Origin of the sequence: Microbacterium sp. 4R-513, from assembly GCF_011046485.1 — a bacterium.
Classification (GTDB): Bacteria; Actinomycetota; Actinomycetes; order Actinomycetales; family Microbacteriaceae; genus Microbacterium.
In genome coordinates, this window is the sequence record NZ_CP049256.1 from 1,683,327 (window position 1) to 1,695,722 (window position 12,396).

8 protein-coding genes are annotated in these 12,396 nt (G+C 71.0%); 5 read left to right on the forward strand and 3 right to left on the reverse strand.

What is annotated here, in order from left to right; translation table 11 throughout:
- Positions 1 to 2 precede the first annotated feature (2 nt).
- Together G5T42_RS07300 and G5T42_RS07305 are read right to left on the reverse strand one after the other, a co-directional pair.
- Positions 3 to 1,364 carry an MFS transporter gene (locus tag G5T42_RS07300; RefSeq protein ID WP_165130130.1) on the reverse strand — a complete coding sequence of 454 codons (1,362 nt, stop codon included), beginning with the start codon at positions 1,362 to 1,364 and terminating at the stop codon, positions 3 to 5.
- A 5-nt stretch (positions 1,365 to 1,369) separates the two neighbouring features.
- Positions 1,370 to 1,822 (reverse strand): MarR family transcriptional regulator, encoded by a 453-nt coding sequence (locus G5T42_RS07305; RefSeq protein WP_165127250.1) that lies wholly within the window; start codon positions 1,820 to 1,822, stop codon positions 1,370 to 1,372.
- A gap of 97 nt (positions 1,823 to 1,919) precedes the next feature.
- On the opposite strand from G5T42_RS07305, the gene G5T42_RS07310 reads away from it, so the two are divergent.
- Together G5T42_RS07310 and G5T42_RS07315 are read left to right on the forward strand one after the other, a co-directional pair.
- Entirely contained in the window at positions 1,920 to 2,768 is an 849-nt protein-coding gene (locus G5T42_RS07310) for an alpha/beta fold hydrolase (protein WP_165127253.1), read from the forward strand.
- Positions 2,769 to 3,128: 360 nt separating this feature from the next.
- Entirely contained in the window at positions 3,129 to 4,712 is a 1,584-nt protein-coding gene (locus G5T42_RS07315; RefSeq protein ID WP_165127255.1) for a glycoside hydrolase family 6 protein, read from the forward strand.
- 141 nt (positions 4,713 to 4,853) lie between these two features.
- Here G5T42_RS07315 and G5T42_RS07320 read toward each other — a convergent pair whose 3' ends face one another.
- Complete coding sequence (locus G5T42_RS07320; RefSeq protein WP_165127257.1) at positions 4,854 to 6,440, reverse strand: DEAD/DEAH box helicase; 1,587 nt, start codon at positions 6,438 to 6,440, stop codon at positions 4,854 to 4,856.
- 248 nt (positions 6,441 to 6,688) lie between these two features.
- Between G5T42_RS07320 and G5T42_RS07325 the strand changes: the two genes are divergently transcribed.
- The 3 genes from G5T42_RS07325 to G5T42_RS07335 all read left to right on the forward strand — a co-directional run bounded on the left by G5T42_RS07325 (position 6,689) and on the right by G5T42_RS07335 (position 12,353).
- Positions 6,689 to 7,738 carry a biotin/lipoate A/B protein ligase family protein gene (locus tag G5T42_RS07325; RefSeq protein WP_165127259.1) on the forward strand — a complete coding sequence of 350 codons (1,050 nt, stop codon included), beginning with the start codon at positions 6,689 to 6,691 and terminating at the stop codon, positions 7,736 to 7,738.
- On the forward strand, positions 7,717 to 8,643 hold the full coding sequence (locus G5T42_RS07330) for a site-specific DNA-methyltransferase (protein ID WP_241246001.1): 927 nt from the start codon (positions 7,717 to 7,719) through the stop codon (positions 8,641 to 8,643). Before G5T42_RS07325 ends, G5T42_RS07330 begins: the two co-directional genes overlap by 22 nt.
- 191 nt (positions 8,644 to 8,834) lie before the next feature.
- Positions 8,835 to 12,353: a S8 family serine peptidase gene (locus G5T42_RS07335; protein WP_165127261.1), complete on the forward strand. Its 3,519-nt coding sequence runs from the start codon at positions 8,835 to 8,837 to the stop codon at positions 12,351 to 12,353.
- The last annotated feature ends 43 nt before the right edge of the window (positions 12,354 to 12,396 follow it).

A 12,396-nucleotide genomic window follows, 5' to 3' on the forward strand; every position in this document is an offset into this window, starting at 1 on the left:
GCTCAGGCGCTGCGGCGCTCGGGCGCGGGGACGGGCGACGTCCGGGGCTCGCGGGGGAGGCGGATCGGCGTCGTTCCGGCGACCTCGTCGCTGAACTCCGCCGGGGCCGGCGCGATGACCCGGACGGGCAGCGTCTCGTCGATCGTGAGGCGGAACCGGCGGGACTCGTGGCGGCGGACGCGGCCGGAGGCCAGCATCCAGACCGCTCCGATCGAGAATGCGACGAGCGCTGCGACCGCACCCAGCAGGATCGCGACTCGCGGCCCGTAAGTCGCCGCGACCCAGCCCACGATCGGGGCGCCGATCGGGGTGCCGCCCATGAGGATCGCCATGTACAGCGCGAGGACGCGACCGCGGAGGGCCGGATCGGTCGTGGTCTGCACGTAGCCGTTGGCGGTCGTGAGGGTGGTCACGACGGCGAATCCGGTGACCATGAGGGTGACGGCGTAGAGCCAGTACGTCGGCATGAAGGCCGAGACGGCTCCGGCGACGGCGAACAGCGCGGTACCTGCGACGACGACGCGGATGCGGGCGCGGTCGCGGCGCGCGGCGAGCAGGGCGCCCGTGAGCGAGCCGATTGCGAGGATCGAGCTCAGCAGGCCGTAGCCGTCGGCCTCCTGGCCGAACTCGATCGCCATCGTCGATGCGAAGATCGGGAAGTTCATGCCGAAGGCGCCGAGCAGGAAGACCATCGCGAAGGCGACCATGAGGTCGGGGCGCTTGCCGACGTAGCGGAAGCCGTCGGCGAGGCGGCCGGCGCCGGCGTTCTTCGAGCGGGGGACCAGTTCGCCCGGGCGGATGAGCACGAGGGCGACGAGCATGGCGAGGAACGTCACTCCGTTGACGAGGAACACCCACCCCGTGCCCACCGCGACGATGACGACTCCCGCGACCGCGGGGCCGATCATGCGGGCGCCGTTGAAGGATGCCGCGTTGAGCGCGACCGCATTCGACGCGTTCTCGCGCGAGACGACGTCGGAGACGAACGCCTGGCGGGCGGGGTTGTCGAAGGCGGCCACCATGCCGAGCGCGAAGGCGAAGGCATACATGAGCGGCAGGGTCATGACGCCCATGAGCAGCAGGATGCCGATCGTGACGCCGAGCACGAGCAGCAGGCTCTGCGTGACGGCGAGCAGCTTGCGTCGCTCGAAGCGGTCGGCCACCCAGCCCGTGACGCCGACGAGCAGCAGCGGGGGAGCGAACTGCAGCGCCATCGTGATGCCCATGGCGCCCGCGTCGTTGTCGGTGAGCTCGGTCAGCACGACCCAGCTGAGCGCCGTGGCCTGCATCCACTGGCCGACGTTGGAGATGAGCGCGCCGAAGAACCAGACGCGGTAGTTGAACACCGAGAACGAGCGGAACATCGCGCTCACAGCGACGCCACCTCCCGCATGACCTCGGCGGCCTCGAGGAGGATCGCCCGCTTCTCGGGGGGCAGGCTCGAGATGGCTCCTTCGAGCCACGCGTCACGTCGGCGCACGGTCTCTTCGACGACGTCGAGGCCCTCCTCGGTGAGGGCGATGTTCACCTTGCGGCGGTCGATCTCGTCGGGGGTGCGGGTGAGATACCCGGACTCCTCGAGGCAGTTGACCGTGCGGTTCATCGACGGCGCTGAGACGCGCTCGCGCTCGGCGAGCTCGCCCAGCGTGTGGCGGCCGTGCATCTTGAGCGTCGCCAGCACCGCGAACTGTCCGTCGCTCATCGAGTCGATCGCGCGCTGTGCGCGCAGACGCCGGGCGAGGCGGAAGGTGGCGATGCGCAGTTCGGATGCTTCGGTCGCGAGCTCTGGTGCCGGCGCTTCGGCGGTCGCAGTCTTCTTCATCCTGATGTTTAGCATAGCTTATTAGCCTTGCTAAGTAAAGGTCGAGCGGTGAGAGATGCCGGGGCGCGGCATCCCTCACCTGCCTAGACTCATCCGCATGCCCGAGTTCATCGATGTGCACGGCATCGCGATCGTCTACGACGTTCATCCCGCGAAGACCGAGCCGCGCGCCGTCGTGCAGCTGCTGCATGGCGTGGGGGAGCACGTCGGCCGTTACGCCGCGCTCGTCGAGCGGCTCGCCGCAGAGGGCTACACGGTCTATGCCGACGACCATCGCGGCCACGGCCGGACGGGGATGAAGCAGCACGGCTCGAAGGACAAGCTCGGCCGCCTCGGTCCCGGCGGGCACCGCGCCGCCGTCGCGGCCGTGTGGCAGTTCACCGAGCTCATCCGCGCCGAGAACCCCGGGCTGCCGCTCATCCTGCTGGGGCACTCGTGGGGCTCGTTCCTGTCGCAGATCCTCCTCAACGACCACCCCGAGGCGTACGACGCGGTCGTCCTGTCTGGCTCTGCCCTGCGTTGGCCCGGCTCGCTCAACGCCGGGAACCTCAATGCGCCGTGGAAGGCGAAGGATGCCACGGGCACCGAGTGGCTCTCCTCCGACCACGCCGTCGGGGCAGCCTTCCTCGAAGATCCGCACACGACGAGCGTGCCGCTCGCCCGGCTGTTCGGACCCGTCGAGGCTGCGCGCCTGTTCGGGCGTCCGCGTCGCAACCTGGGCCGCGACATCCCGGTGCTCCTGATGGTGGGACGCGACGACACGGTCGGCGGCCCGCAGAGCGTGCACCGCCTCGCGGATGCATATCGGACCCGCTCGGGCCTCACCGACGTCACCACCCTCGTCTACCCGGGCGCGCGGCACGAGATCTTCAACGAGGTCATGCAGGAGGATGTGCGCGGCGACCTCGTCCGCTGGCTCGACGCGCGTTTCCCTGCCCGCGACTGACGGATGCCGCCGCCCGGCCGCGGGCAGCGGCGGGCGGGTCCGCCGGCAGGGAGCCGGGGTGGGGGCTCGCCGCGCGGACAGCGGCGGGCGGATTCCCCGACACGCCGTCGCGGGGCCGACCGTGCCGGCGTGTCGTCGAATCTCTCCGCCGTTGTGCGGTGAGGTGCCGTGCGGTGCGGCCCCTTCGCTGTGCGAAGCCAGAGGGCGGATGCCGCAGCGCGGCGCCGCTTGTCCATTGACGTGCGGCGGGTCGACGGGCCATCCTGACTCTTAGCGGTGTGGTGGGAGCGCTCCCACGAGGCCGCAGCCGCCGACACGGATGTCGGCGGCAGTCGACGGCGACGCACTTGGAGGACACGCATGACCTCGACATCCCCCCGACCCCGACGACTCGCTGTGGGGCTGACGGCCCTCCTGGCGGGCGCGCTCGCGCTGCCTCTCGGCGCGGGTGCCGCCGCAGCGGCCGAGCCGGATCTCGCCGGTTCGACGCTCTATGTCAATCCCTTCAGCACGACGCTCGAGGCCGCGCAGTCGCTCTCGGGCCAGGCTCGCGACGACGCCCAACTGCTCGGCAGCATCCCCTCGGCCGAATGGTTCACGAAGGGGACGCCGGCGGAGGTGGAGGCCGCCGCCCGTGCCTACGTCGACGGCGCGACCGCCGCGGGAGCCATGCCCGTGCTCGTCGCCTACAACCTGCCGTACCGCGACTGCTCGCAGTACTCGGCGGGCGGCGCCGCCGACACCGCCGCGTACGAGGCGTGGATCGACGGACTCGCGGCGGGCATCGGCGATCGCGCTGCGACGGTGATCCTCGAGCCGGACGGGCTCGGGATCATCCCCTGGTACACGAACCTCGACGGATCGCAGGAGTGGTGCAAGCCCGCGGAGGCCGACCCGGCGACGGCCGCCGCGGACCGCTTCGAGCAGCTCGGCTACGCCGTCGACGCGCTCGGCGCGCTGTCCTCGACCAACGTCTACCTCGACGGCACCCACTCGGCGTGGCTCAACGTCGGCGACATCAGCAACAGGCTGATCACCGCGGGCGTCGAGCGCGCCGACGGGTTCTTCCTCAATGCGTCGAACTACCAGTTCACGGCCAACCTGTCGGCGTACGGGCGCTGGATCTCGTCCTGCATCGAGTACGTCACGGCCGTCAAGCCGGGCGCCTTCGGCGACTGCGGCAACCAGTACTGGAACGGCGGCCCGGCGACGAACTGGTCGGGCGTCGCGATGTCGAACTACGGCGAGTGGACCTCGGCCAACCCGGATCCGGCCCTCAACACCGCGGGCGTCGACTCGCGCTACGCGTCGATCCTGGGCGGCGTCCAGCCGACGACGCACTTCGTGATCGACACGAGCCGCAACGGCGTCGGGCCGTGGCAGGCGCCGGCCGGCGTGTACTCCGACCCCGAGGACTGGTGCAACCCGCCGGGACGTGGCCTGGGCGCGCGACCCACGACCGAGACGGGCGACAGCCTCATCGACGCCTACCTGTGGATCAAGGTGCCGGGCGAGTCCGACGGCAAGTGCTACCGCGGCACGGGCGGCCCGCTCGACCCGGAGCGGGGCATGGAGGACCCGGCGGCGGGCCAGTGGTTCCCCGAGCAGGCGCGCGAGCTCATCGCCCTCGCGAACCCGCCGCTCGCGCCCCTCGACTGCCACGTCGCGTGGGACGCCTCGGGCGCGGGCAAGGCCGCATCGGTCCGCCTGCGGGTCGACGGCGCGGCCGCCGGCGAGCCGTGGACCGTGTCGTTCGTCCTCGCGGGCGACCAGAAGGTGACCAAAGCCACGCACGCGACGGTGGCTCAGACCGGGCACGCCGTCTCGGTGACCGGGTCGGGTGCCAAGCCCGGCAACGCCCCCGACGCCGTGCTGAGCGTCAAGGGTGCGGCCGAGCAGCCGTGGATCTTCTGGCTCGACGGGCGGGCGTGCACCTCGGACTGACCCCCGAGCACAACGGCGGAGATTCCGCCCGACGCGCCGGGGCGAACCCGGCGCGTCGGCGTGAATCTCCGCCGTTGTGCACTCAGTCAGGGGGATGGATGCCGGGGGCCGGCCATGCCGGGCCGCCGGCCGTGCCGAGGGTCAGCCGCGGGCGCGGCGGTTCGGCGTGCGGGAGCCCCGGCGGATCTCGGCGACCGTGCTGCCGGTCGTGAACTTCTGCGCCGCCGACGCGGGGCGACCGGCACCGGACTGACCCGAGCGCTTCGCGCCCGAGGGCTGCTGCTTCGCGGAGTGCTGCGTGGGTGCCTGCTGCTTCGACACGGCGTCGCCGGAACGGCCGGCGCCGGCCTGACGGCCGCCCTGGCGCGCGGGCTGCTCGCTCGCCTGTCCGGCACCGCCGCGACCGCCGCGGCGACGACGGGAACCGCCGTCGGTCGAGCCGACCGAAGAACCGCCGCGACCGGCCGACGCGCCGGAGCGCTGACCGCCGCCACGCTGCCCCGCCGGGCGCTGGCCGCCCTGCTGGACGGGGGCGGCGCTCGGCGCGACGCGCGGCGCGGGGTCGCCGACGAGTTCGGCGACGGACGAATGGTCGGCCGTGACGGGCTCGAGAGGAGCCGCGACCTGCGCCTTGCGGAGCAGGTCCTTGACCTCGCCGCGCTGCGCGTCGATCGCGACCGTGACGACGACGCCCTCGGCGCCGGCGCGAGCGGTGCGACCCGAGCGGTGCAGATACGCCTTGTGCTCGACGGGCGGGTCGACGTGGACGACCAGCTCGACCTCGTCGACGTGGACGCCGCGCGCGGCGACGTCGGTGGCGACGAGCACCCGGACGCCGCCCTTGTCGGCGGGGGCGCCGAACGCGGCGAGGTTGCGCTCGCGCGCACCCTGTCCGAGGTTGCCGTGCAGGTCGACCGACGGGATCCCGGAGGCGGTGAGCTGCTTCGCGAGCTTCTTGGCCTGGTGCTTGGTACGGGTGAAGAGGATGCGGCGACCGCGGCCCGAAGCGAGGTGGCGCACGAGCTCGGACTTCTCGTCGGCCGAGACGACGAAGACCCGGTGGGTCATCACGCCTTGGGGAACCGACTCCTCGTCGACCTCGTGGAGCACCTCGTCGCGCAGGAAGCGGCGGACGAGGCTGTCGACGCCGCGGTCGAGCGTGGCGCTGAAAAGCATGCGCTGGCCGCCCTGGGGCGTCGCGGTGAGGATGCGGGTGACACCCGGCAGGAAGCCGAGGTCGGCCATGTGGTCGGCCTCGTCGAGCACCGTGATCTCGACGGCGGAGAGGTCGACGACCTTCTGCTTCATGAGGTCTTCGAGCCGGCCGGGGCAGGCCACGACGATGTCGACGCCCGCGCGGAGCGCCTGCTCCTGCGGCTTCTGGCTAACGCCGCCGAAGATGGTGGTGACGGTGAGGCCCGAGACATCCGCCAGCGGCTTGATCGTCGCGGCGATCTGCGTCGCGAGCTCGCGCGTCGGAGCGAGCACCAGGCCGCGCGGGCGGCCGGGCGTGCGGCGGGCGGCGAACGCCCCGGAGAGGCGCGCCACGAGCGGGAGCGCGAACGCGATGGTCTTGCCGGAGCCGGTGCGGCCGCGGCCGAGGACGTCGCGGCCCGCGAGCGAGTCGGGGAGGGTGTCCCGCTGGATGGCGAAGGGCTGGGTCTTGCCGGTGGCGGCGAGGACGGAGGCGAGGGCCTCGGGAACGCCGAGGTCGAGGAAGGTAGGCATACGTGTGCTTTCAGGAGGAGCGCGCAGGCGAACACCGGCGCGAGAGGGGGCGATAGCGCAGCCGCGTTCGATGGGGCAGCACTCTGGATCGCCGATCGAAAAGACGTCCGGGGCTCAGAAGGCCCGGAATCAGGACGTCGACGCAGCGGCAGAAGCCGCACACCCAGGCTATCAGTCGCCGAGCAGGCCAAGCTGTACGCGGTCCCAGGCGCCGCCGGGCCCGACCCGCTCGGCTCTAGGCTGAGGGCATGCACGGCGAATACAAGGTGCCCGGAGGAAAGCTCGTCGTCGTCGACCTCGAGGTTCGCGACGGCAGGATCGCCGACTTCCACCTCGCGGGCGACTTCTTCCTCGAGCCCGACGATGCGCTGCTCGACATCGACGCTGCTGTGAACGGCCTTCCTGCCGAGTCGGATGTCGCCACCATCGCCGCCGCGGTCCGCTCGGCGCTCCCCCAAGGAGCGCAGCTGCTCGGGTTCACGCCGGAGTCGGTGGGCACCGCCGTGCGGCGATCGCTCGTCACGGCGCCGGGCTGGCGCGACTTCGAGTGGGAGGTCGTCCACGACAAGCCGGTCTCGCCGCGGATGAACCTCGCGCTCGACGAGGTGCTGACGACTCGCGTCGGCGATGGTCGCCGCAAGCCCACGCTGCGCATGTGGGAGTGGGACGAGTCAGCCGTCGTCATCGGCTCGTTCCAGTCGTATCGCAACGAGGTCGACCCCGAAGGGGCCGAGCGCCACGGGTTCGACGTCGTCCGTCGCATCTCCGGCGGGGGAGCCATGCTCATGGCGGCGAACTCGATCGTGACCTACTCGCTGTACGTCCCGGCATCCCTCGTCGCGGGAATGACCTTCGCCGACTCGTACGCGTTCCTCGACGACTGGGTGCTGCAGGCGCTGCGCTCGCTCGGCATCGAGGCGACCTACCAGCCGCTCAACGACATCGCGAGCCCGCAGGGCAAGATCGGCGGTGCGGCGCAGAAGCGGCTCGCGAACGGCGGAGTGCTGCATCACGCGACCCTGAGCTACGACATGGACGGCCAGGTGATGACCGAGGTGCTGCGCATCGGCCGCGAGAAGCTCAGCGACAAGGGGACGGCGTCGGCGGCCAAGCGCGTGGATCCGCTGCGCAGCCAGACCGGCCTCTCGCGCGAGGCGGTCATCGAGCGGTTCATCGACACGTTCTCCAACCTCTACGGCGCGGTGCCGGGGCATATCACCGAAGAGGAATACGCCGAGGCCGAGGCGCTCGTGGAGTCCAAGTTCGCGACCGACGCGTGGCTGCACCGGGTGCCGTGAGCGCTCCGTCGCCGGGCCGCGTGTGGATCCACGAGGGCGACAATCTCGAGGTCGTGCGCACCTTCGCCGACGGCTCGTTCACCCTTGTGTACCTCGACCCTCCGTTCAACACGGGCCGCGTGCAGCAGCGCGCGGTCGAGACGGCACGCACCGCGCAGGCGCCGGGTGGCGAGGCATCCGTCGCTCCCGAACAGCAGACGACGGATGCCGCGGCCATCGTGCGACGCGGGTTCCACGGACGCGAGTACGAGCGGCTGCGCGGCGACCTCCGCGCCTACGACGACCGGTTCGACGACTACTGGGGGTTCCTCGAGCCGCGGCTCGCGGAGGCGTGGCGGCTGCTCGCCCCCGACGGCACGCTGTACCTGCACCTGGACTATCGCGAGGCCCACTACGCCAAAGTGCTCATGGACGCGCTGTTCGGGCGCGAGCGCTTCCTCAACGAACTCATCTGGGCCTACGACTACGGGGCCAAGACCCGCAAGCGGTGGCCGACGAAGCACGACACGATCCTCGTGTACGTCAAGGATCCGGCGAGGTACTGGTTCGACTCCGAAGCGGTCGACCGCGAGCCGTACATGGCGCCCGGCCTGGTGACGCCCGAGAAGGCCGAGCGCGGCAAGCTCCCGACCGACGTGTGGTGGCACACGATCGTCCCGACGACGGGCCGCGAGAAGACCGGCTACCCGACGCAGAAGCCCGAAGGCATCCTGCGCCGCATCATCCAGGCGTCGACCCGGCCGGGCGACAGAGTGCTGGACTTCTTCGCGGGGAGCGGCACGACGGGCGCCGTCGCGTCGGCCCTCGGACGCGATGCGGTGCTCGTCGACGACAACCCCGAGGCGATCGCGATCATGCGCGAGCGGATGCCGCATGGCATCGAGACTCGCTGCGAACCGGACTGAGTCCCATCCGAAGTCGATCACGTAAAAGGCATGTGTCGGACTTCCTGACGCTCTGGTCAAACTCCCAGGTTTGCGGTTAGCCTTCCCTCAATCCCACCGGGTTCCACCGGAGGGGAGTCGCGCTTTCTCGCCAGCCCCCAAGCAGTGCAGGAAGTGGGCTCGTTCCGCATGCCCATCCCACAAGGAGTGTCATGAGCCATACCCCCACTCGTCTGTCTCGATTCGTGGTTGTGGGGGTGACGCTGACAGGACTGCTTGTGGCCGGCGGCGCCGCGCCCGCATTCGCGGCACCTGACGCCGACGACCTGTCGCCCTCTTCGGCGTACGCGCTGAGCGCGGACGACCAAGTGCTTGGCGCGAAGTCGGCCACCGGCCGCCTCGCGCAGAGCGACCCCGAGCTGCTCGCCCGGACTGACGCGGCGGTCACGCCCGTCATGGTCAAGGTCGACGTCGATCCCGTCGCGTCGTACGCGGGCGGCATCGACGGCTATGCCGCGACGAGTCCCGAACTCACGAAGGTGTCGATCGCCGATGGCAGCGCGGCCATCGAGAAGTACACCGCGTTCGTCGAGCAGAAGATCGCGGCTGCGCAGGCCGAGGCATCCGCTCTCATTCCTGGCGCCCGCATGCTGGGGACGCACGCGACCGTCTATGGCGGTTTCGGCATGATGATCCCCGCGAACCGCGCCAAGGATCTGCTGCAGCTCTCGAGCGTCGCCGCCGTGCAGAGCAACGAACTGCGTCAGACGGCCGAACAGACGACGACTCCGGATGCCGCGCCCGACGCGACTCCGGACGCCACGCCCGAGACGACGCCCGCGCCGGAGGCGACAGTCGCCCCGACCCCCGGCCCGTCCCAGACACAGGCAGCGCCGGAGCAGACGGCCGACCCCCGGGCCCAGGCGCTCGCCGACGTCGAGCTGCCCCCGACGACACCCGCGACCGATGCGGATGCGACGACCTTCATCGGGGCGGACGCCGTCTGGCCCGGCCTCGGCGGACGCGATCACGCGGGTGAGGGCATCATCGTCGGCGTCATCGACACCGGCATCTGGCCCGAGCACCCGATGCTCGCCGACAACGGCATCAAGAAGCCGGCCGGCGGACCGTGGGCGTGCGAGTTCGGCGACGGCACCGTCGGCGCGGCCTTCGCGTGCAACGACAAGCTCATCGGCGCCTACGCCTTCCTCGACACGTACCAGGCCGTCGCCTCGGAGCCAGCAGGCGCTGACGCGTACTGCAGCCCGGCCCTCTGCTCGGCGCGCGACGCCGAGGGGCACGGCACGCACACCGCCACGACGGCGGCGGGCAGCTTCGTCGACTCGGCCGAGATCTTCGGCGTCGATCGCGGCGCCATCAGCGGTGTCGCACCCGGCGCATCGGTGATCGCCTACCGCGCTCTCGGCCCCGAAGGCGGGTACGAGGAGGATCTCGTCGCCTCGGTCGACCAGGCCGTGCTCGACGGCGTGGACGTCCTGAACTACTCGATCAGCGGCAGCGCCGATCCGTACGACGCGCAGGAGATCGCCTTCCTCGACGCGTATGCGGCGGGCATCGCGGTCAACGCCTCGGCGGGGAACGACGGACCGGGCGCCTCGACGGCCAACCACGGCAGCCCGTGGACGACGACGGTCGCGGCATCCACCTCCGACCGCTCGTTCACCTCGGCCCTCGTTCTCGCCTCGAGCGACGGGCAGACGCTCGTCGAGCCCGGCGTCACGATCACCGACGGCGTCTCCGACGTCCCGGTCGTGCTCGCCACGGCGGTCCCGGGCTACACGGGCGGGGCGCTCTGCGAGGCGCCGTTCGCGGCGGGCTCGCTGAGCGGCAAGGTCGTGCTCTGCATCCGCGGCGGCAACGGCCGGGTCGAGAAGGGGTACAACGCGGCTCAGGGCGGCGCGGCCGGCATGATCCTCGTCAACCCCGAGGTCGCCGACGTCGAGACGGACAACCACTTCCTGCCGACGATCCACCTCGCGGGACCGGATGACCCCATCCTGGCGTTCCTCGAATCGCACCCCGGTGTCACGGCGACGTGGGCCGAGGGGCAGGCGACGAAGGACAAGGGCGACGTCATGGCGGCGTTCAGCTCGCGCGGTCCGATCGGCGACTTCCTGAAGCCCGATGTCACGGCGCCGGGCGTGCAGGTCATCGCCGGCAACACGCCGACTCCGATCGATCTGGCGAGCGGACCCGCCGGCGAGCTCTATCAGGCGATCGCGGGCACGTCGATGTCGTCGCCGCACTCGGCCGGCGTCTCGGCACTGCTGATGGCGGCGCATCCGGAGTGGACGCCGGGGCAGGTGAAGTCGGCTCTCATGACCTCATCGGTCCAGGATGTCGTGAACGTCGACGGCAGTGCCGCCGGTGTGTTCGACCGCGGTGCGGGCTCGATCCGGGCCGACCGGGCGATCGCGCCGGTGCTGACGATCAGCGACAGCGCGGAGGACTTCGCGGCCAGTGCGTCCGACGCCCTGCACCGCATCGACCTCAACATCCCGAGCGTCTACCTCGACCCGCTCCCCGGCGCGGTGTCGACGAAGCGCACCGTGACCAACGTCAGCGGCGGCACGCAGTCCTTCTCCGTGAAGGCGACGGGTGCCGACGGCCTGCGGATCACCGTGTCGCCGTCGAAGTTCACGCTCGCGGCGGGCAAGTCGAAGTCGATCACGGTCATCCTCGACGGGCTGAACGCCGAGGACGGCTGGCACGAGGGCCAGATCACCATCACGCCGACGAAGGGCAACAAGGTCGTCCTGCCGGTGGCCGCGAACGTGGGCGAGGCGCAGGTCTCGCTCTCGCAGACGTGCGATCCGACGACGATCCAGCGCGGCAAGACGACGACGTGCACCGTGACGGCGGCGAACTACATGCCGGTGCCGGTGCAGGCGACGATCGACGCGGTGCCCAACCCGCTGCTGCACCTGCAGTCGGTGACGGCTCCCGCGAAGAAGAAGGCGCTGTCGGCGTCGTGGACGGGCACGCTCGACCCGGCGATCCCGCCGACCGTGACGGGCATCGAGCCGACCGAGGGCCTGGGGTACGTCCCACTGGCCGGCTTCGGCGGCACGCTCAACCTTCCGCTCGCCGATGACGCGATCGTCAACGTGAACGTCCCCTCGTTCTCGTACGGCGGCGAGTCGTACCAGCGGGTGGGCGTCACGTCGAACGGCTACCTCGTCGTCGGCGGAGGGACGTCGGAAGACGTCCTCTCCAAGCCCAACGGCATCCCGAACCCGGCGGCGCCGAACAACGTGCTCGCGCCGCTGTGGACCGACCTCAACCCCGAGGCGGGCGGCAAGGTGAATGTCAACGTCCTGAGCGACGGCACGACGGATTGGATCGTCGTGGAGTGGGCGGACGTCCCGACGTTCAGCGGCAACGGCACGAACGCCTTCGAGATCTGGATCCAGCTCGGCGAAGAGAGCGTCTGGTACTCCTACGGGGCAGACGCTGTGCCGGACACGGCGACGGACGGCCTCACCGGCGCTGAGAACCGCGACGGCACGAGTGGGGTCGCGTTCAGCGGCTTCGCCTCGGCCGACGACGAGCTCGCCGTCCAGACGGCGGGCCCGCAGGCCGGCGGCACCGTGACCTTCGACTACACCCTGAAGGGTCTGCTCCGGGGAACGTGGTCGACGTGGGTCTCGCTCCGGTCCGACGCGCTGCGCGCCATCCCGATGGAGCAGACGAAGATCACCGTCAAGTAAGCATCGCCAAGAAGGAGAGTGGATGCCGCAGCCCGCGGCATCC

What these genes read in the sequence shown, in the direction of transcription:
- G5T42_RS07300 (WP_165130130.1), bottom strand. Translation starts at nt 1,364, where the DNA reads ATGTTCCGCTCGTTCTCGGTGTTCAACTACCGCGTCTGGTTCTTCGGC.
- G5T42_RS07305 (WP_165127250.1), bottom strand. Translation starts at nt 1,822, where the DNA reads ATGAAGAAGACTGCGACCGCCGAAGCGCCGGCACCAGAGCTCGCGACC.
- G5T42_RS07310 (WP_165127253.1), top strand. Translation starts at nt 1,920, where the DNA reads ATGCCCGAGTTCATCGATGTGCACGGCATCGCGATCGTCTACGACGTT.
- G5T42_RS07315 (WP_165127255.1), top strand. Translation starts at nt 3,129, where the DNA reads ATGACCTCGACATCCCCCCGACCCCGACGACTCGCTGTGGGGCTGACG.
- G5T42_RS07320 (WP_165127257.1), bottom strand. Translation starts at nt 6,440, where the DNA reads ATGCCTACCTTCCTCGACCTCGGCGTTCCCGAGGCCCTCGCCTCCGTC.
- G5T42_RS07325 (WP_165127259.1), top strand. Translation starts at nt 6,689, where the DNA reads ATGCACGGCGAATACAAGGTGCCCGGAGGAAAGCTCGTCGTCGTCGAC.
- G5T42_RS07335 (WP_165127261.1), top strand. Translation starts at nt 8,835, where the DNA reads ATGAGCCATACCCCCACTCGTCTGTCTCGATTCGTGGTTGTGGGGGTG.